This window comes from Erythrobacter rubeus (assembly GCF_014705715.1).
Taxonomy (GTDB): domain Bacteria; phylum Pseudomonadota; class Alphaproteobacteria; order Sphingomonadales; family Sphingomonadaceae; genus Erythrobacter; species Erythrobacter rubeus.
In genome coordinates this window covers 1,386,125-1,406,086 of the sequence record NZ_JACXLC010000001.1, presented here as the reverse complement: position 1 = coordinate 1,406,086, position 19,962 = coordinate 1,386,125, and the positions used below count along the sequence as shown (strand labels likewise).

16 protein-coding genes and 1 tRNA gene are annotated in these 19,962 nt (G+C 60.1%); 6 read left to right on the top strand and 11 right to left on the bottom strand.

Going from position 1 to position 19,962, the window contains the following annotated elements:
* A complete protein-coding gene (locus IB285_RS06875) occupies nt 1–3,591 on the top strand; it encodes an error-prone DNA polymerase (RefSeq protein ID WP_190787480.1) in 3,591 nt (1,196 codons plus the stop codon).
* A 9-nt stretch (nt 3,592–3,600) separates the two neighbouring features.
* The gene (locus tag IB285_RS06870; protein ID WP_190787479.1) at nt 3,601–4,344 is read left to right on the top strand and encodes an extensin-like domain-containing protein; all 744 of its coding nucleotides are present in this window, start codon (nt 3,601–3,603) and stop codon (nt 4,342–4,344) included.
* Nucleotides 4,345–4,351: 7 nt separating this feature from the next.
* On the opposite strand, the gene phoB is transcribed toward IB285_RS06870, so the two are convergent.
* The 8 genes from phoB to recJ form a co-directional block, all read right to left on the bottom strand.
* Nucleotides 4,352–5,041 carry a phosphate regulon transcriptional regulator PhoB gene (gene phoB / locus IB285_RS06865; protein ID WP_190787478.1) on the bottom strand — a complete coding sequence of 230 codons (690 nt, stop codon included), beginning with the start codon at nt 5,039–5,041 and terminating at the stop codon, nt 4,352–4,354.
* Nucleotides 5,042–5,158: 117 nt separating this feature from the next.
* The gene (gene phoU, locus IB285_RS06860) at nt 5,159–5,830 is read right to left on the bottom strand and encodes a phosphate signaling complex protein PhoU (protein ID WP_190787477.1); all 672 of its coding nucleotides are present in this window, start codon (nt 5,828–5,830) and stop codon (nt 5,159–5,161) included.
* Nucleotides 5,830–6,597, bottom strand: coding sequence for a phosphate ABC transporter ATP-binding protein PstB (gene pstB, locus IB285_RS06855; protein WP_190789023.1), 768 nt, complete (start codon nt 6,595–6,597; stop codon nt 5,830–5,832). Before pstB ends, phoU begins: the two co-directional genes overlap by 1 nt.
* A gap of 17 nt (nt 6,598–6,614) precedes the next feature.
* Nucleotides 6,615–7,922 carry a phosphate ABC transporter permease PstA gene (gene pstA / locus IB285_RS06850; RefSeq protein ID WP_190787476.1) on the bottom strand — a complete coding sequence of 436 codons (1,308 nt, stop codon included), beginning with the start codon at nt 7,920–7,922 and terminating at the stop codon, nt 6,615–6,617.
* Nucleotides 7,915–9,300: a phosphate ABC transporter permease subunit PstC gene (gene pstC, locus IB285_RS06845; RefSeq protein ID WP_190787475.1), complete on the bottom strand. Its 1,386-nt coding sequence runs from the start codon at nt 9,298–9,300 to the stop codon at nt 7,915–7,917. The genes pstA and pstC overlap by 8 nt, the downstream gene beginning before the upstream one ends.
* A gap of 182 nt (nt 9,301–9,482) precedes the next feature.
* Nucleotides 9,483–10,724 carry a sensor histidine kinase gene (locus IB285_RS06840; RefSeq protein WP_190787474.1) on the bottom strand — a complete coding sequence of 414 codons (1,242 nt, stop codon included), beginning with the start codon at nt 10,722–10,724 and terminating at the stop codon, nt 9,483–9,485.
* A 112-nt stretch (nt 10,725–10,836) separates the two neighbouring features.
* Nucleotides 10,837–10,911, bottom strand: a tRNA-Glu gene (locus IB285_RS06835).
* A gap of 94 nt (nt 10,912–11,005) precedes the next feature.
* Nucleotides 11,006–12,808: a single-stranded-DNA-specific exonuclease RecJ gene (gene recJ, locus IB285_RS06830; RefSeq protein WP_190787473.1), complete on the bottom strand. Its 1,803-nt coding sequence runs from the start codon at nt 12,806–12,808 to the stop codon at nt 11,006–11,008.
* A gap of 83 nt (nt 12,809–12,891) precedes the next feature.
* Here recJ and IB285_RS06825 point away from each other — a divergent pair, with 83 nt between their 5' ends.
* The 3 genes from IB285_RS06825 to IB285_RS06815 all read left to right on the top strand — a co-directional run bounded on the left by IB285_RS06825 (nt 12,892) and on the right by IB285_RS06815 (nt 14,881).
* Nucleotides 12,892–13,383, top strand: a complete 492-nt coding sequence (locus IB285_RS06825) for a flavodoxin family protein (protein WP_234033085.1) — start codon at nt 12,892–12,894, stop codon at nt 13,381–13,383.
* A gap of 159 nt (nt 13,384–13,542) precedes the next feature.
* Nucleotides 13,543–14,319, top strand: a complete 777-nt coding sequence (locus IB285_RS06820) for a hypothetical protein (RefSeq protein ID WP_190787472.1) — start codon at nt 13,543–13,545, stop codon at nt 14,317–14,319.
* A 94-nt stretch (nt 14,320–14,413) separates the two neighbouring features.
* On the top strand, nt 14,414–14,881 hold the full coding sequence (locus tag IB285_RS06815) for an AHH domain-containing protein (RefSeq protein WP_190787471.1): 468 nt from the start codon (nt 14,414–14,416) through the stop codon (nt 14,879–14,881).
* A 4-nt stretch (nt 14,882–14,885) separates the two neighbouring features.
* Here IB285_RS06815 and IB285_RS06810 read toward each other — a convergent pair whose 3' ends face one another.
* The 3 genes from IB285_RS06810 to IB285_RS06800 form a co-directional block, all read right to left on the bottom strand.
* Entirely contained in the window at nt 14,886–15,890 is a 1,005-nt protein-coding gene (locus IB285_RS06810) for an NAD(P)H-dependent flavin oxidoreductase (protein ID WP_190787470.1), read from the bottom strand.
* 48 nt (nt 15,891–15,938) lie between these two features.
* Nucleotides 15,939–16,982, bottom strand: a complete 1,044-nt coding sequence (locus IB285_RS06805) for an amidohydrolase family protein (protein WP_190787469.1) — start codon at nt 16,980–16,982, stop codon at nt 15,939–15,941.
* A 70-nt stretch (nt 16,983–17,052) separates the two neighbouring features.
* Nucleotides 17,053–17,832 carry a DUF2189 domain-containing protein gene (locus tag IB285_RS06800; protein ID WP_190787468.1) on the bottom strand — a complete coding sequence of 260 codons (780 nt, stop codon included), beginning with the start codon at nt 17,830–17,832 and terminating at the stop codon, nt 17,053–17,055.
* A 289-nt stretch (nt 17,833–18,121) separates the two neighbouring features.
* Here IB285_RS06800 and IB285_RS06795 point away from each other — a divergent pair, with 289 nt between their 5' ends.
* On the top strand, nt 18,122–19,942 hold the full coding sequence (locus IB285_RS06795) for a DEAD/DEAH box helicase (protein ID WP_190787467.1): 1,821 nt from the start codon (nt 18,122–18,124) through the stop codon (nt 19,940–19,942).
* The last annotated feature ends 20 nt before the right edge of the window (nt 19,943–19,962 follow it).

Sequence of the window (19,962 nt, the reverse complement as noted above, 5' to 3'; positions counted from 1 at the left end):
ATGCCGGATGCACCGCTCACTCCCGACAAACGCACGCTGGAAATCGATCCCGACCTGATCGATGTGCCGGAGCGCGCACCGTTCGTCGAGTTAGGCCTTGTAAGCTGTTTCAGCTTTCTGCGCGGAGCGTCGGATGCGGTGGACCTCGTGATGACTGCGCGCATGCTTGGCTATGATGCGATAGGCATCGCCGATGCCAATTCCATGGCAGGCGTGGTGCGCATTCACACCGAGGCGACAACGCTCAAATTGCGCCCGGTGATCGGCACCCGGATCGAAACGGTCGAGGGACTGCACTTCCTCGCCTATCCGCGTGACCGCGCTGCCTATGGCCGTCTCTGCCGCCTGATCAGTGCGGGCCGGATGCAGACGCTAAGTGGAGATTGGCAGGAAAAGGGCGTGTGCGAGATCGACCTCTCCATGCTGGCGCAGCATTCGGAAGGGGTGCAGCTGATCCTGCTTCCGCCCGATGACCTGGAAAAGCGCATCACAATCCGCGTCGAGGACAATGTCGTCCCGCTGCGGCCCGATGGGGATGAACGGGATCGGGTCAAACTGACCGCTCCGTTCCCCGAAATCCTGCCGCACCTTACAGCGCAGCTCCCGACCCTGCGGCACCTCGCGGCAAGCCACCTCTACTGCGGTGACGATGTCGCGCGGATCGACCGGCTCGATGCACTCGCACGCGCAAACGGTCTCGCGCTGCTCGCCACCAATGATGTGCATTACCACACCCCCGAACGCCGCCCCCTGCAGGACGTGATGACGGCGATTGCGAACAAGACGACCGTGGCGGAAGCAGGTCACTTGCTTCACGCGAATGCTGAACGGCACCTCAAATCACCTCAGGAAATGGTGCGCCTTTTCACCCGCTGGCCGCACGCCATCCGAAGCGCCCGCAAGGTCGCCGATGCGTGCGACTTTTCCCTGAGCGATCTGAAATACGAATATCCAAGCCGCGATTATCCGGGTGGTATGTCTGCCCAGGATTATCTCGCGCAGCAGGCTTTCGAGGGGGCGGCATGGCGTTATCCGGATGGCGTCCCCGAAACAGTCACGGAAACCATCGAGAAGGAGCTTGCGCTGATCGCCAAGCTTGAGATCGCCCGCTATTTCCTGACTATCAAGGAGATCATCGATTTCGCGCGTTCCCAAAACCCGCCGATCCTGTGCCAAGGGCGGGGCAGTGCGGCGAATTCGGCGGTCTGTTACTGCCTCGGCATCACCGAAGTCGATCCCACCAAGCACCAGCTGCTGTTCGACCGCTTCATCTCCGAAGAACGCACGGAGCCGCCCGATATCGACGTCGATTTCGAGCATGAGCGGCGCGAGGAGGTGATCCAGCACATCTATGACAAGTATGGTCGCACCAAGGCTGGGCTGTGCGCCACTGTGATCCATTACCGCCCGCGCATGGCGATCCGCGAAGTCGGAAAAGCGATGGGGTTGAGCGAGGATGTCACCGCCGCGCTCGCAAAAACGGTGTGGGGTTCGTGGGGCGAAGGGATCGATGAAAAGCATGCGGAGGAAACGGGCCTGAACCTTGCAGACCCGCATTTGCGGCGGGTGCTCAAGCTGACCGAGCAGATGATCGGCATGCCGCGCCATCTCAGCCAGCATGTGGGGGGCTTCATCCTCACCGACAGCCCGTTGACCGAGACGGTGCCGATCGGGAACGGCGCCATGCCCGATCGCAGTTTCATCGAATGGGACAAGGACGACATCGATGATCTGGGCATTTTCAAGATCGACGTGCTGGCGCTTGGTATGCTCACCTGCATTGCCAAGGGCCTTGATTTGCTGCGGGGTCATCACGGTCCGGATCTGACCATGGCAACCGTCCCGGCCGAGGATCCGGCGGTGTATGACATGCTGTGCAAGGGCGACTCCCTCGGCGTGTTTCAGGTCGAAAGCCGCGCGCAGATGAACATGCTACCGCGCCTGCGACCACGCGAGTTTTACGATCTCGTCGTGCAGGTCGCCATCGTCCGCCCCGGTCCGATCCAGGGCGATATGGTCCATCCCTATCTCAAACAGCGCCGGCTGAAGCGGGAAATGGGGGAGAACTTCCGGTTCGACATGCCGAGCCCTGCGCCGGATCAGGGGCCTCAAGATGAACTACAATCCATTCTGAAGCGCACTTACGGTGTCCCGATCTTTCAGGAACAGGCGATGAAGATCGCCCTCGATGCAGCGAAATTCACATCGAAAGAGGCCAACCGCCTGCGTAAGGCAATGGCGACGTTTCGTTCTCGCGGGATGGTCGACGAGCTTCAGGATCTGATGGTCGGGAAGATGGTCGGGCGCGGCTACGATCCCGAATTCTCGCAGCGCTGCTTCAATCAGATCAAGGGCTTTGGCGAGTATGGTTTCCCGGAAAGCCATGCGGCTTCCTTTGCGCATCTCGTTTACATATCGAGCTGGCTCAAATGCCATTATCCGGCGACATTCGCAGCGGCGCTTCTCAATTCGCAGCCCATGGGTTTTTACGCGCCCGCGCAGATCGTACGCGATGCCAGGGAGCACGGGGTCGAGGTGCTGCCAGCGGATGTCAATGCAAGCGAATGGAACTGCACGCTGGAGGATACCGGGTCGGGTGGGGACGCAGAGACGCGAAGGCCGGAGCACCTCGCTTTGCGCCTCGGCCTGCGCCAGATCGATGGCCTGCCAGAGCATATCGCTGCGAAAATAGTCGATGAGCGGGAGGCGCACGGCCCATATGCTGATGTCCGCTCATTGAGCAAAAGAGCAAGCATCACGCCGCCCCATGTGGAACGGCTTGCTTCTGCCGATGCCTTTACATCGATGAACCTGCCGCGCAGGCAAGCACTGTGGGATGCGCGCAGCCTGATCGCCGGACCCGATCTTCCTTTGTTCCGCGCCGCTGCGACACGCGATGAAGGGGCGGAGCGCACGCACACGCATCTACCGCAAATGCCGCTCTCCGAAGAGGTGGTGGCCGATTACCAGACCACGCGCCTCAGCCTGAAAGCGCATCCGATGGCGTTTCTGCGCGCATCGCTGACCGAACGCGGCTTCGTGCGGGCATGCGACCTTCGAAATCGCAAGTTCCGCTCGATGGTGCAGGTTGCAGGAGTGGTTCTGATCCGCCAGCGTCCCGGCAGCGCAAAGGGCGTGTGCTTCATCACGCTCGAAGACGAAACCGGGGTCGTCAATCTCGTCGTCTGGCCTGATCTCAAGGAGAAACAGCGCCGCGTCGTGATGGGGGCGCGGCTGATGGAAGTGCGCGGCCGGGTCGAGTATGACGACGAAGTCATCCACGTGATCGCGCACCACATGACCGATGCGACCGATCAGCTTTACCGCCTGTCCGACGACATGTTGAACGCTCCGATCGCGCGCGCCGATCATGTAAATTCGCCGCTGCCTTCTCAGGTCGGCGGAAAGCGCGTGATGAACCCAAGAGACGATCTGATCGATGCCGAGGGCCATGCCATCCGCCCGCGTGACCTGATCGATGAACTGCCCGATGCCAGCGGAGCGCCGAAACGCGGGCGGGTGCGTGCTCCCAACACCAGGGTTCATCCGCGCAATGTGAGGATACTTCCTAAGTCGCGCGATTTTCACTAGGGGCCTGCCATGAGCCGCAGCCCGCGAGAACCCCGCATCAGTCGCCGCATCGGCCGCTTCACCGCGGACCGGCGGATCCTGTCGCTATTATTGGTCGTTTTCGCCATCGGCATTGCGGGCTGGAGCTGGCTCAGCGAGCATCCGAAACACAATCCCTGGGCTCCGCTCGACCTGCGCGATCCGGTGGGCATGGCTACTGCGAACAAGCTGCTAGCTCTCAAGGACGATGTCGAGCTCTGCCGAGTGACGCTCGACCGCAGCGACGTTGCCTTCCGCGCGCTTGAAAGTACCGGCAGCGGCGCCTGCGAGCGGCCAGACCGAACCCAGCTGGAGGACTACCCACTCTCACCCAATACCCCGATCGTCACTTGTCCAGTCGCGGCCGCGCTCGAATTATGGCGAACGAAAACCGTGAGACCTGCGGCCAGGGAAATCCTCGGCAGCGAACTAGCTCGGATGGAGCATCTCGGTGCCTATTCATGCAGGCGGCTTTATGGAGGCGAAGAAGGTCCCTGGAGCGAACACGCGACCGGCAACGCTATCGATATATCGGCATTTGTCCTGGAAGACGGGACCAGGATCAGCCTGATAGCCGATTGGGACGGCACCGATGACGAGGCGCGCTTTCTGCGCGAGGTTAGAGACGGAGCATGCGGAGTCTTCGCAACGGTGCTTTCACCCGACTACAATGCAGCGCACGCCGACCATTTCCATCTCGATCAGGAAAGCCGCTGGTCGGGTGTGTGCCGCTAACAGCTCTTCAATTCACTTCCAGCGCATAACCTGCTGAGCGGACAGTTCGGATCGGGTCTTTCGCGCCGTCGATCACGATAGCCTTGCGCAGGCGGCGGATATGAACATCGACGGTGCGAAGCTCGATATCGCTGCCCGTGCCCCAGACACCGTCTAGCAATTGTCCGCGGCTGAAAACTCGTCCCGGGCTCTCCATGAAGAACTTCAGCAGGCGGTACTCGGTTGGCCCGAGCTGCAGTGACCGCCCGCGTCGCTGAACCTTGTGAGCGACGGGATCGAGTTTGATGTCGCCGACCTCGATCACCTCCCCGGCAAGGGCGGGGCGGATGCGCCGCATCACTGCTGCGACCCGCGCCAGCAATTCGCGCGGGCTGAACGGTTTGGTTAGGTAGTCGTCGGCACCGGTTTCCAGGCCGCGAACGCGGTCGTCTTCGGCCTCACGCGCGGTGAGCATGATGATCGGAACGTGCGCGGTTTCCTTGTCGCGGCGAAGGCGGCGGCATACCTCGATGCCGCTGGTCCCCTCGATCATCCAGTCGAGGATGATGAGGTCGGGCACGTCTTCGCTGGCAAGCACCAACGCCTCATCGCCATCGCTGGTCGAGCGGACGTCGTACCCTTCGTTCTGAAAGCGGTATTCGAGCAATTCGGACAGCGCCGGATCGTCTTCGACCAAGAGTAATTTGGCGGCGGACATTATCGCTGACTCCCTAACCCCGTGCTCCGGGCTGACCGGAGCCATACCCATGAATATGTTTCAGTTCGGCTACCGTTTGATGACACCGACGCCGGGCCTTTTTCCATGGAGATGGGATCAGAGCCGATCTTCCTCAGGTGGATAGGAGCCGGTTGCAGCAAAGTGCACCATTTCCGCAACATTCGTCGCGTGATCGCCGATCCGTTCCAGATTTCGAGCCACGAAGAGCAATTGTGCCGCGCTGGAAATGGTTGCAGGGTTTTCGACCATGTGGCTGACAAGATTACGGAAAATGCTGTTGTAAAACGCATCGACCTTGGCATCGGTCGCAATGACTTCGCGCGCTAGGCCGGGATCGCGAGCGGCGTAGGCGGTCAGCACATCGTGGACCATTTCGCCCGCAAGATCGCCCATTGCGGGCAGCAAGGTGAGAGGCTCGAACCGATCGCGGCCTTCGATCATGTGAACGCGCTTGGCGATGTTTTTCGAATAATCGCCGATCCGCTCGACAACGCCTGCAATCTTGAGCGCAGCAATGACCTCGCGAAGGTCGTCCGCCATCGGCGCGCGTAATGCGATGATGCGGACAGCCAGCTTATCGACTTCGGTTTCGAGCGCGTCGATCTTCTTGTCACGCGCAACGACGCTGTCGCCAAGTTCCTCGTCGCCGCGTACCATGGCATCGAGCGCTTCCTGGATAGCAACTTCGGCGAGGCCGCCCATCTCCGCGATGAGGCCGCGAAGCCGCGTGATGTCTTCGTCAAATGCCTTGACCGTATGATCAGCCATCAGCCGTACCGCCCTGTGATATAGTCTTTGGTGCGATCCTCGATCGGATTAGTAAAGATATCAGAAGTCCGGCCATATTCCACGATCTGCCCGAGATGGAAGAATGCAGTGCGCTGACTGACACGGGCGGCCTGCTGCATCGAGTGGGTCACGATCACGATCGCGTAGCGGCCAGAAAGCTCGTCGATCAATTCCTCGATCTTCGCCGTGGCGATCGGGTCGAGAGCGGACGCCGGCTCGTCCATCAAGATCACTTCAGGATCGACGGCGATGGCGCGCGCAATGCAGAGCCGCTGCTGCTGACCGCCCGATAATGCGGTGCCGGAATCGTCAAGCCGGTCTTTCACCTCATCCCACAAACCTGCGCGAGTGAGAGACTTTTCGACAATCGCATCGAGATCGGGTTTCTTCTCAGCGAGGCCGTGGATCTTTGGGCCGTAGGCGATGTTGTCGTAGATCGATTTCGGGAACGGGTTGGGTTTCTGGAACACCATGCCAACCCGCGCGCGTAGCTGGACAACATCCATCGCGTTCGAGTGAATGTCGTCACCGTCAAGCTCGATCAATCCCGTGACCTTCGCCGAGGGGATCGTGTCGTTCATGCGGTTGAAGCACCGCAGAAAGGTCGATTTCCCGCAGCCGGACGGGCCGATGAAGGCGGTCACGTAGTCGGGCGAAATGTCGATCGACACGTCATCGATCGCTTTCTTGTCGCCATAATAGACCGAGACATCGCGCGCCTTCATCTTGGCGCCGGTGTCTTCCATATTGTCGTGAATTACTGTCACCAGGTCTTCTCGAATTTGTTGCGGAGATAGATTGCGAGGCCGTTCATCAAGAGGAGGAACAGCAGAAGGACGATGATGGCGGCGCTGGTGCGCTCGACGAACCCACGGTCGATCTCATCGGACCACAGGAAGATTTGCATCGGCAGCACTGTCGATGGGGAAGTGAAGCCATCGGGCGGGGTGGCCACGAAAGCTCGCATCCCGATGAGCAATAGCGGTGCGGTTTCGCCAAGCGCGCGCGCCATGCCGATGATCGTGCCGGTCAGCATTCCGGGCATGGCGAGCGGGAGAACGTGGTGGAACACCACTTGTACAGGCGATGCGCCTACTGCGAGCGCGCCGTCGCGGATCGAAGGCGGCACCGCCTTGATCGCGTTGCGGCCGGAGATCACGATGACCGGCATCGTCATCAGCGCGAGCGTCATACCCCCGATCAAAGGGGCCGAACGATAGTTCGGGAACAGCCATAGGAAGACCGCGAGGCCCAACAAACCGAATATGATCGAAGGAACAGCGGCGAGGTTGTTGATCGACACCTCGATGAGATCGGTCCAGCGGTTCTTCGGCGCATATTCCTCTAGATACAGCGCCGCCAGAACGCCGATCGGGAAGGCCAGGAGGAAAGTCACGATCATCGTCAGGATCGAACCCTTGAGCGCGCCCCAAATACCCGCTGCCTGCGGGCTCGTCGCATCCGAACGGGTGAGGAACCCGGCGTCCCAGTTTTCGGACAGCTTGCCCTCGGATTGCAATTGCTGTGCGAGCGCCTGCATCTCGGGCGAGCCTTCACCAGCAAGGCCCGCTGCCAGATCGGAGGATGCAGGCAGGTAAAAGGTCTCGGATCGCTCGATCAGCGAAGGGTCTGCGGTCAAGGCAGCCGCGACATCGCGCCATGCTTCACGGCTGAGTTCGCTCGCCGCTTCTTCGCCGAGCGCTTCTTCGGCATAGAATTGGACGACTTCCGACAGGCCCTGCAATTCGAGGACCTGAATAGCTGAAGGCGCACTCAACGAAACCTCGTCGCCGGTTACGCCGCTCTCGGGGAAATCGATTGGCACTTCCAGTTCGGCGCGCTGGAATCCACCGACACCGTTGAGCAGCATGTTGCCAAGCAGAAAGATCAGCACAGCGACCGAAAAGACGATCGCGCCCTGACCCATCAGCTTGAAATTACGCTCCGAGCGGTAGCGCTGTGCCAGCCGCTTTTCGAACTCCGGCGTGCGGGTGGGGCCTGTCACATCCGCCTCGTGCGAGACCGATGGGCTGGCTAGCGTGCCAGCTGCTGGATTGGCTGTATCACTCATAAGCTTCACGGAACCGTTTAACGACGCGCAGGGCGATCACGTTGAGAACGAGGGTGACGAGGAATAGCGCAAAGCCCAGCGCAAAGGCGCTGAGATAGGTTGGGTGGTCGGTGCTCTGTTCGCCGGTGAGCAGCTTCACGATCTGCACCGTCACCGTGGTCATCCGGTCGAGCGGATTGGCGCTGAGATTGGCGGCGGTGGATGCGGCCATGACGACGATCATGGTTTCACCGATAGCTCGGCTTACCGCCAGCATGATACCTGCGACGATACCGGGCAGGGCGGCGGGGAACAGCACCTTCTTGATCGTTTCAGATTTCGTCGCACCCATCGCATAGCTTCCATCGCGCATGGCGGCGGGCACGGCAGCGATGGAGTCGTCGGCCATCGAGGAGACGAACGGGATGATCATCACGCCCATCACAACGCCCGCAGCGAGCGCGCTTTCGGTCGAAGCGCCAGAAATGCCGATGGCCACCGCCGCATCACGTATCGCCGGCGCGACGGTGAGAGCGGCGAAATAGCCATAAACCACGGTCGGAACGCCTGCGAGGATTTCAAGCGCAGGCTTCACCCATTGGCGCAATTTGGGATCTGCGTATTGAGTGAGGTAAATCGCGCTCATCAATCCCAGCGGTATGGCCACGATCATGGCGATGATGGCGCCGATGAAGAGCGTTCCCCAAAACAGTGGTATTGCCCCGTAGCGTGAGGCGTCGGGATTGTCGGCGCTGCTCATCGGATCGGGCCCCCAGAAGGTGCCGAAAAAGAAATCGACCGGCGAAACGAGACTGAAGAAACGATAGGTCTCGAACACGAGGCTCGCGAAAATGCCGAACGTCGTGAGGATCGCCACCAACGAGGCGAGCAGCAACACGATCATCACCGTTCTTTCGACCCGTGTGCGTGCCTTGAAATCCGGGCGGACCCGCAGGAACGCGAAGGTGCCGCCGGCGAAGGCTATCAGGACGGTCAGAATGACGCCGATTAGATTGTATCTTCCGATGGCTTCGCGAAACGGTTCGATCAGGGGTTCGGCGCCGGCGTTGAAAACTCCCGGCGCATTGCCGAGAGCGACTGCACGCGCTTCGGCAAGCCACGAGTCCCGCTCGAACCCGAAAGCGGGCAGGTTCTGCGCGCCTGGCGAGGCGAGCACACTCTGGACAACCAATTGCGGGGCGATGAACGACCAGAGCGTGACGAAGGCGAGAACCGGAATGACGATCCAGATAGCCACATACCATGCATGATACGTCGGACGAGCAACCGGGCGCACGTCCGGGCTGCCTTTCTGAAAGCTCCACGCCTTCGCCCGGCCGGCAAGCCATCCGGCCAGTCCCAGCCCAATGGCAATCAGAATGAGCGTAATCGGCGACATGAATTGAACCTGTTTCCCCTGAACGCTGGCTGCGCGGTGTCAGTTACCTGAGGTCGATCGATAAACTGTACGGCGCACGTGCTGCGACACTAGCGGCATGTGCTCAAAGACGGACCTCGCCCGCGTAAGATCGAGCGGGACAACGCCCTTTGCCGGTCCGATGTTCAACAAATAAGACAATGCTAAGACAATTCCCGGCTAATTGTTGGCTCGCCGTCTGAGATTTTTGGGTCCGTGACCGTATCCTTCTGTTCCGCTTGCGGAATTCTGACGACCACCCGAGTCCCCTTGCCAAGATCGCTGTCGATATCGAGCCTGCCACGGTGACGTTCGACTATGTGTTTGACGATCGCGAGTCCCAATCCCGTCCCACCAGAGGCGCGACTGCGGCCCGGATCAGTCCGGTAAAAGCGGCGCGTGAGATGGGGCAATTGCTCGGGCGCGATGCCTTCACCTTGATCGACGACCGATATGCGCGCCTGGTTGTCACGAGATAGATCAAGCGACACGTCAACTTTCGAGCCGGGCGTCCCATATTTCAGGGCGTTGTCGACGAGGTTGCGCACGAGCTGTTCCAACTGTTGCCGATCGCCATGCACCTTGGGCTGATCGCGCAGGTCGAAGGTTAGCTGCTCGATACGATTGGCACCCGCCGCATCGCGCGCGGCGCGTTCGACCAACGGACCAAGCTCGATAAGCTCGCTGGGGAGATCGTGCTTCTCGGCTTCAACGCGGGACAGACTCATGAGGTCGCTGATAAGGCTCTGAAGCCGCTTCCCCTCACGTTCGATGGTGCCGAGGAATTTTTGTGAAATCGGCGAATCGAGGCTGTCTGCGCTTTCGCTAAGCGTTTCGACATATCCGAGGATCGCCGCTAGTGGAGTGCGCAGTTCATGGCTGGCATTTGCGACGAAATCGGTATGCGCGCGGCTGATATCCGCCTCTGCTGTCTGGTTGATCAGTTCGATTACCGCGAGACTGCGATCGACTGCCTGACGATTGATCTCCCAGATATCCTGCCGGCGAACGAGGCCGCGGACGATGGCCCTGCCATTGCGATCCTTACTCAAAAGCGAAATCGCCTCCGGCTGGCGGAAGGCGACCCGCGCGTCCTGTCCGACCATATGCTGGCCGAGGATCCTGCGAGCGGCCGCGTTGGCGATGGCGATCTTGTTCTTTTCGGTCACGAGCACCGGCGTCGAAGAATTCTCGATCAGTTTTCGCATCGCTTCGATGCTGAACGATTGCTCAACCACGACCTTGGGCGGCTCGGGCGGACGACCGCTTGCGAGCATCAATGAGCCGATCCAAACCCCGAGTACGGCGAGCGTGACGATCGGATCGACGCCGAGCAGGAGCATCGCGAAGAACGTCACGACAGCCAGCAATATGCCAGCGAGCGGGATGGTCTGCCTGATGCCCATTTCGCATAGCGCCTTAACGGCAAGCCGAGCCTGTTGGAAGCGCCGAGCGCACGCATGCGCACAGCCGGTCACAAAAAGCGCCGTCACCAATTTCCGAACCTGTAAAGGAAGGTGGTGACCCCTACGGGAATCGAACCCGTGTTTCAGCCGTGAAAGGGCCGCGTCCTAACCGCTAGACGAAGGGGCCACGCTCGTTTGCGAGAGCGCGCATCTAGGGGGGAGCGGGGAACGGGTCAAGCCCCGTCATGGCCCCTTTTGCGAAAAATTGCGCGGCTGGGCAACTAATCGGCGAAAGCGGCGTCCTCGAGATGCAGTTCTGCTGCCGGGCGAGGGCCCCAATCATCGATCTTCACACGTCCGGCAAGATGAAACCGCCGACCTCTGCTGCGATGGAGCAGGGTTTGCGCCATCTCCGTTTCGGCGGCGCGAAAGGCAATGCCCTTGAACGATCTGCCGTCCTCTCCTGATGCGATGATGCGCAGGTGATCCTTGCCCACGATATCGGCCTTGACGATCCGGACCGGGCCCACTGCGATGCGCGGGGCAGGCCAACCGACACCATAGGGGCCTGCAGCGTCCAGCGTCGTGACCAATTCCGGTGTGAGCCCGCCCGGCGCGAGCGAGAGATCGAGCTGCATCGACTGGCCTGCGCGTGCCCGATCGACATCGCGCGCAAGCCGGGTGTCGAGAAATTCGGTGAAGGCAGCGAGCTTTTCGCTCGATATGGTGAGGCCAGCGGCCATGGCATGTCCGCCACCTGCAACCAGCAAACCTTCTTCGCGCGCAGCAATGATGGCCGCGCCTAGATCGACGCCGCTGATTGAACGCCCCGAACCCTTGCCAGTGCCGTCCGATGCATCGTTCGCGATCACGATCGAGGGCTTGCCGGTCTTCTCCTTGATCCGTCCAGCGACGATGCCGATTACACCCGGATGCCAGCCATCGCCTGAAAGAACCTGGACGGCCATGTTGTGCTGGCTCGCCAATTGAGCTTCGGCTTCCTCCTGAACTTCGGCTTCGATTGCCCGGCGCTCTTCGTTGAGGGCGGAAAGCTGCTCGGCGATTGCGCGCGCCTCCTCGGGATCGCTTGTCGTGAGCAAACGCACCCCAAGTGTGGATTCGCCGATTCTGCCGCCCGCATTGATGCGCGGTCCAAGGGCGAAGCCGAGGTCGCTGGCCTGTGGTGCGCGTTTCAAACGGCTCGCATCCATCAATGCTGCCATTCCGATGCGCTCACGCCGACCGAGTATTTTCAGACCTTGCGAAACGAAAGCGCGGTTGAGCCCATGCAGGGCGGCGACATCGGCCACCGTTCCAAGAGCCACGAGATCGAGCAGGCTCAGCAGGTCAGGCTCCTTTCGCTGCTCGAAAAACCCTTGGGAACGCAGAGTCCGAACCAGAGCAATCGCCAGCAGGAAAGCAACGCCGACAGCTGCAAGGTGGCCATGGCTCGCGGCCAAATCGTTTTCGTCGAGCCTGTTCGGATTGACCAAGGCTGCGGTCGGAGGAAGATCGGCTGCGCATTTGTGGTGATCGACCACGATTACGTCGACCCCAGCCTCCCGCGCCATACTCAACGCCTCATGCGCCATTGCCCCGCAATCGACCGTCACAATCAGGGTCGATCCAGCTTCGGCTAGCCTGACCAATGCTTCGCCGCTCGGTCCGTAACCTTCTAGCAACCTGTCGGGAATGTAATTTTCGGCCTCGAGCCCAAGCCCGCGTAGCAGTTCGACCATTAACGCTGCGCTGGTTGCGCCATCGACGTCGTAATCGCCGTAAATAGTGACCTTCTCATCGCTCAGAACGGCTTGAGCGATCCTCTGCGCTGCCTGGTCCATGTCACGGAATTCCGACGGATTGGGAAGGAACTCACGCATGGTCGGGTTTGCATGTCTCTCGACATCGTCGGCTGCAACGCCGCGCGTCATGAGCAATTGTGAAAGTATGTCATGATCGAGGCTTTGCATGCCACCACTGGATGCTGCACCGCGCAAGTCCATGTTTCCGCCACGCCAGTTCCAGGCCTTACCGGAAAGCGATTGAGATACACCGAGGACGTGAGACAGAGACTGGGTGGCCATAAACCATGTCTTACCCTGTTCGTGCCCCCTGCAAAAGCCGCCCGGCATTGACAATCGACAGCGTGCTTGCCTTGCTTCCCCGCATGTCGAAAGATGCTGCTTCTTCCAAATTGCTGGTAATCTGGCACAGCCGAACCAGCGCAAGCGAGCAGATGGCCCGCGCCGCCGCTGAAGCGGGTGCCGCCGATATTGCGCGTGCTCGCGATGTGACGAGCCAGCACATCCTGGATGCTGGAGCATATCTTTTCGTGGGCCCCGAAAACCTCGCAGCGCTAAGTGGCGAAATGAAAGAGATGTTCGACCGGACATATTATCCTGTCCTCGGACGCATTGAAGGGCGGCCCTACGCGACGATAATTGCCGCCGGTTCGGATGGAGAAAATGCTCAGCGCCAGCTCGATCGAATCGCGACTGGATGGCGATTGAAACGCGTGGCAGAACCGATGATCGTCAATTTCGATGCGCAAACACCGGAAGAAATTCTCGCGGAAAAACAGGTTTCTGACAGGATATTGCAGGATTGCGCCCAACTTGGCGCTGGAATTGTTGAGGGCCTGCGCCTCGGGATCTTCTGATGTTACAAAAGTCGTAACAATCTGTGGGCAATCTGGACTCGACGCTTTAGAAATTTCCCGTCAGGGTTTTGCGCTCATAACCGCGCATCGGAATCAAAGGCTTGGGGGTCTTGCAAGATTACTGAACGCCAGCACAAGAAAGCCGCAGGGCTGCATCTGTTGTTTGCGACTGGCAAGCGGCCAACCAGAGCCGCCATTCGCGAATTTGCCGACGGCCACAGGTCGCTCGCGATTTCGCACGATCCGAGCGGGGATCGGTCGCTTCATCTGGTACCGGCAGATGGGTCCGATCACGCACAAGCGCCGGTCGGGCAAGATGCTATCGAAGAAGCGGTTTGGCTTGAGCTGATCAAAGACGGGCTGACTTTTGAAATCGAAGGGCTTGCGCCTGGTACGGCCAGCCAGGTTCCCGACGTCAAGCATAGGTTCGATGTGGAAGACCTGTCCAATCCCCGGCGATTGGAAGGCGTGTACCTTCTACCAAGCCAGCATATTGGCAATAGCGAAGGGATAATGCCGGTACTGCGAAGCCTGGTGGAGATTGCGCGCGATGCCGTCCATTCCTTCGAACATTTGGAGGCAGTGCTCTGGGAGCCTGCGCAAAGCCTCATCGGTCGGCGCTTCTTCGAATCCACTGCCACTGCTTGGATTGACGGCGGGGCGTTCCCGGCGCTTGGCCTGACCGCATTTCGCGAGACCGGTGACGGTGCACTGGAAAGTGTCGGGCTCAAGCACTGGACCGGTCAGGAATTGCGGATCGAACCGCCGATCTCGGACGACAAGGTTGCCGCGACTCGCCTCGGCGTGCGCCTGATCAATCATCTCGTGATTACCGGCGGTCTGACACAGAGCGAACGCATCACGGCACCGGACAACACCCGGCTGGTTCTGAAACCGTCACAAAACGCCAAATTCGTGCGAGTCTGGCGCGAGTAAAAAATTGAACGGGGTCGCAGTTCTCTCAGCTGAATTGGTTCCGGGGATTACGCACGCTCCGCCGTCATCGCGCGTAAAAATCCCCTTTCATTCGGTGAACCAAAGGCGATGCAAGCATTACGATCCCAGCCTCCAGCGGCACCATATCCTGCCGAGGCAATTGTTATCCCAGCGATTTTTCGGAGTGATGTTCGATCAGATTGGCCGCGCAAGTGTCGGCTTCGATGATTTCCGCACCAATGGTTTGCTGCTTCCCGCGACTGAGAGCGCAACGCTGCGAACCGGATTGCCGCTGCATCGTGGGCCGCACCGGCGGTATAACGAGATCGTGATCGATCGGGTCGGCTGTGTTGAGCGTGACTGGTCGCTGAGGCGAGCGGCCGATCCAGCGCGAGCGCTTTTCGATGCCGTGTTTCGGCTCACGCTTTTGCAGTCAGCCTTGCGCCGCCGCTTGCTGACGGAACAGCGACGGTTTGTGCTCAACAAAAAAGACCCGCTTGGGACAGGCTTCGACTTTCGCGAGCTCGATGCGATGGCCGAAACGCTGTGGAGCGCGACCTAGCCCGTCACTCTGCCGCTTCGGCGAGTTCTGTCCATGAGCTGTAGTTGGAATTGGTCAGCAATCGCGCCTTCGCTTCGTGGTACTCGCGTTCCATGCGTGCGACGAGATCTTCGACAGTGCCTACGGACTTAACTGCTCCGACGCCTTGGCCCGAGCCCCAGATGTCCTTCCACGCCTTGGCTTTGGTATTGCCGCCGCTGCCGAAATTCATCTTCGATGGATCGCTGGTCGGCAGATTGTCGGGATCGAGCCCTGCGTTTTCGATCGATGATCGAAGGTAGTTGCCATGCACACCGGTAAAGAGGTTGGTGTAGACGATCCCGCTGGCATCGCCTTCCACGATCCCCTGCTTGTACGCTTGGTCCGCGTTCGCCTCTTCAGTGGCGATAAAGGCGCTGCCGGAATAGCCGAAATCGGCGCGCATGCCCTGGGCTGCGAGGATCGACGAACCGTGTGCGATCGAGCCCGACAACGCCACCAGACCGTCGAACCATTCGCGGATCTCCTGCATCAGGGCGAAGGGCGATAGCGCGCCTGCGTGGCCACCAGCGCCAGCGGCCACGGGGATAAGGCCGTCGGCGCCTTTCTCGATCGCCTTCTTTGCGAAGCGATTGTTGATGACATCGTGCATCGTGATCCCGCCCCAGTTACGCACCGCCTGGAAGATCTCCTTACGCGCGCCGAGCGAGGTGATGATCATCGGGACCTGCCATTTCTCGCATGTGGCCATGTCCGCCATGACTCGGTCATTCGATTTATGGACGATCTGGTTTACCGCGAAAGGCGCCGCCGGGCGGTCCGGGTTTTCCCGATTATGCTTGGCAAGTTCCTCGGTGATCTGGTGCAGCCATTCATCGAGAAGGGTTTGGGGACGGGCATTCAGCGCTGGAAAGCTTCCGACAATCCCCGCCTTGCACTGGGCGATAACCAGTTCGGGGCCGGAGACGATGAACAGCGGCGATCCGATCAATGGCAGGCGAAGGCGGTCAAAGGGAGCGGGAAGCGGCATCAATGTCTCCTGAATTGCGTTTGCAGCGCGGTAGGTGGCACTGCAATCCTACGCAAGCACCTCTTCAATGCGATAGAACCGCGCGGCGTTCCCGGCATAAAGGGCAGCCTTCTCTTCAGCGCTCGCCCCGAGCGTGAGCCGCTTGAAAGCGTTCCACAAGACCGGGTAGGTCGCACCCCAGCGATCGACCGGATAATTGCTTTCGAACATCGCACGGTCCGTGCCGAACGCGTCGATGCAAGTTTCTATGTAAGGGCGCCACAGGCCCGTAAGATGCTCCGAAGTCGATCCCGCTGCCGGTCCTTCTTCCGGCATGGCGCAATTGTGCATGGCCAATCCGCCGAGTTTAACGACCACGTTGTCGCACGCAGCCAGCTCCTTGATATTGTGCCGCCATGTGTCGAACCGTTCGTGCAGTTTGCCGGTATAGCTCGCCATTCCCAGCGGTGTGCCGCAATGATCAAGGCAGATCGGCGTATCGGGAAATGCCCGCGCAAGATCGATCACGTCCGGAATCTGCGGTTCAAGAATCCACGCATCGAAGCTCATGCCGCGCTTGCCGATTTCGGCGAACCCCTCGCGGAACGTATCGTCCCGATAAAGCTGTGGCGGCGCGTGGAAGGGAGGGCCGAGCACGTCGGGGTCTGCATCCCATGCGCCCTGATGGCGGATACCCCTGAACCGCCCTGGCGAGGCGGCGTGAAGCGCATCCAGGACCTCTCCCACTGCGCTGCCATGAGTAAGGTCCGCATGGCCTACGATACCAGCACACGCGCGCAAATCGCCATAAAGTCCGCTTGCCGATTGAGCTGCGACGCCGTTCACATATTCGACTTCGCCGACGGGCTTCAATGCTTCGCCATAGGCGCTGTTGTAGAACGCTCCGCATTCCATGAAGACCGTCGCGATGATGTTGTGGCCAGTCGTCACGTCGGCATAGAATTGGTCGAAAGTGTAATGCGCAACGGGAACCAGCGTTTCGAGGAAGCGGTGGCGCGGTTCGGGAAACATCGGCAGCATCGGCCGCAAATCCCAAAGATGATGGTGCGGATCGATAATCGGCAGGTCCGGCTCGAGTATCTCTTCTGTCATGCTGTCGCTCTCCCAAATTACCACCGCTTTAGGATAGACTTCCGTTGCTGTCGTCCAGCGAAATTGCTGATTAGCCCAGGGCGCGGCGATAGAGATGCCAAGTTGCGTGGCCAAGCAACGGCAGGATCACGATCAGGCCCAGGAATGCCGGGATCATCGCCAGGAACAGCAACACGGCAATAATGATCGCCCAGACCAGCATCACCGCGAGGTTCGACTGCACAGTCTTGAAACTTGCGATGATTGCGGTGGCAAAGCTGACTGGCTTGTCCACCAGCATCGGCAAGCTGATAACAGTCATGGAGTAAAAGGCGAACGCCATGACAGCCCCGATGCCTCCTCCGACCACCAGCATCGCTATCCCCATGCCCGTCGTTAGAAATGCCAGCGACTCAGCGCCGGGACCCGCCTCTGCCATGAAGATGGCGGAAACAGAGTGAGCGACGATCATCCAAAAAGCGAATGCGACGAACACAATAACTCCCATAGAGAGTATCTGTTCATCGCCTTTGCCCTTGAGCGCACCAAGTACACTGGCCCAACTCAAGGGCTCGCCCTCTTCGCGCCGCCGGCTCGCCTCGTACAATCCGACGGCTATAAAGGGGGCAATAAGCGGAAATCCGGCAATCGCCGGGATCAACACGCTTGTTTGACCCATGACAAAAGCAAGATAGCCTAAAACTAGGCCGGTGATCACATAGGCCCCACCGATCGCGATCCCGTATTGCGGCATAGCTGCGAAGTCTTTCCATCCTGCGGAGAGCGCAGCCCATAGATCGCCGATGGCAAGATCATTGGTGATCTTGGCGGGCGGCAGCGGTGTGTCGAGCGGATCGTCAATCGTGGTCATGTGTCGCGCCTCCCTCTCCAAAAAAGGCCTCGTGACGATACGCCGCATCGTTGATCGCGTCATTGCGCTGGATCAAATTAGCAGCGCTCCGGACGAGTTCTTCGCTGTTGCAGCATTTTTCGCAAGCCAAACTGGCAAACATTGCCTATATACGCGCGAACCCCATGCGGGATCGCCCGGCAACCTGCCCTGCGACTCGCCCGCCAGCACCTAAAGCACTGTCGGTCATTCCTTGCGCACGAAAACTCTGCGTGCGTGCGTGCTTTCCATTTTGCCCCGAGTATCCCGCATGTCTTTTTCCAAGCTTCCCTCATCGCTGCAACAGGCTCTCGCCGAGCGTGAGTACAGCACGGCCACCGATGTCCAGGCAGCCGTGCTTGAGCCGGAAGCACGCGGGCGGGACCTCGTGGTCTCGGCGCAGACCGGATCGGGTAAGACGATCGCCTTCGGTCTCGCCATGGCAGATGAACTGCTGAGGGATGATGGCCGGGTCCCGTTCGCGATCCCGCCGAAAGCGCTTGTCATCGCACCCACGCGAGAGCTTGCCTTGCAGGTCAGCCGCGAACTGTCCTGGCTTTACGGCAAGGCCGGCGCACGGGTGACCACCTGCGTTGGCGGGATGAACCCATCGCAGGAGCGCAAGGCACTGCGAAGCGGTGCTACCATCGTGGTTGGCACCCCCGGTCGGCTGCGCGACCATCTCGAACGCGGTGCGCTCGACCTGTCTGAGCTGGCAGTCGCAGTGCTCGATGAAGCGGACGAGATGCTCGACATGGGTTTTCGCGAGGAGCTCGAGGCGATCCTGGATGCGACCCCTGAGGGCCGGCGGACGCTTTTATTCTCGGCGACAATGCCGCGGCCGATCGAGGCGCTGGCGCGCCGGTACCAGCTCAATTCGCTGCGCATCGCCACGATCGGCAAGGAGCGCGGACATGGGGATATCGCCTATCAGGCTGTCACGGTTTCTCCGACCGAGATCGAAAATGCGGTGGTGAACCTGCTGCGCTATCACGAGGCGGAAACCGCGATCCTTTTCTGCGGGACGCGCGACAAGGTTCGGCATCTTCACGCTACCTTGCAGGAGCGCGGCTTTGGTGTTGTCGCATTGTCGGGCGAGCATTCTCAGCAGGAGCGTAATCAGGCGCTGCAGGCCCTTCGTGACAAGCGAGCCCGGGTATGCGTCGCCACCGATGTCGCGGCGCGTGGGATCGACCTGCCGTCCGTCAGCCTGGTCGTGCATGTTGAAATACCGCGTGATGCCGAGACCTTGCAGCACCGTTCGGGTCGGACCGGACGTGCGGGCAAAAAGGGCACGGCGGTTCTGATCGTCCCGTTCTCCCGCCGCAGACGGGTCGAGAGCATGCTCAGAAACGCCAAGATCACTGCCGACTGGACCGACGCACCGGATCGCGATGCGATCAAGGCAAAGGATCACGAGCGACTGCTGTCAGAGCTACTCGCGCCCAGCGATTTCGATGAGGCCGATCGCGTCATCGCACGGAAGATACTGGCCGAGCGCAGCGCAGAAGACGTCGCTGCAATGCTCGTCCGATCGCATCGTGCGAAAATGCCCGAGCCGGAAGAGCTGACCGCCAACACGCCTGAGGCACGGCGCGAGGCTCAGAAGGAACGTCACCGCCCCGGATTTGAAGATACGGTCTGGTTCAAGATGGATATCGGCCGCCGTCAGAACGCCGATGTGCGCTGGATACTGCCGCTCATTTGCCGCCGCGGTCACGTAACGCGCAACGAAATCGGCGCGATCCGCATCGCGCAGACCGAAACGTTCTTCCAGATTCCGCGCGCTCACGCCGACAAGTTTGCCGACGCTGTTCAGCGCACCGCCGATAGTGATCGCGACGACAAACCGGTGCATATCGAGCTTTCGGACGAGGCACCGCGCGATGCCGGGCGCCGCAATCGGAAGGACGGTCCTGGCGGTCGTGTCAAAGCCAAGCCATTTCGTAAGGGTGGTCCCGGTAGCTTCTCCAATGGGACGGGGGACGGCTCAGCAACAGGAAAAGGCAAACCGTTCAAGAGCAGATCGACGAAGACCGGCCCAAAGAAAGGCAAACCGCATAAAGGCAAGGCGGCAAAAGCTTGGAAGTGAACCTGGAGCGCGATACCGAA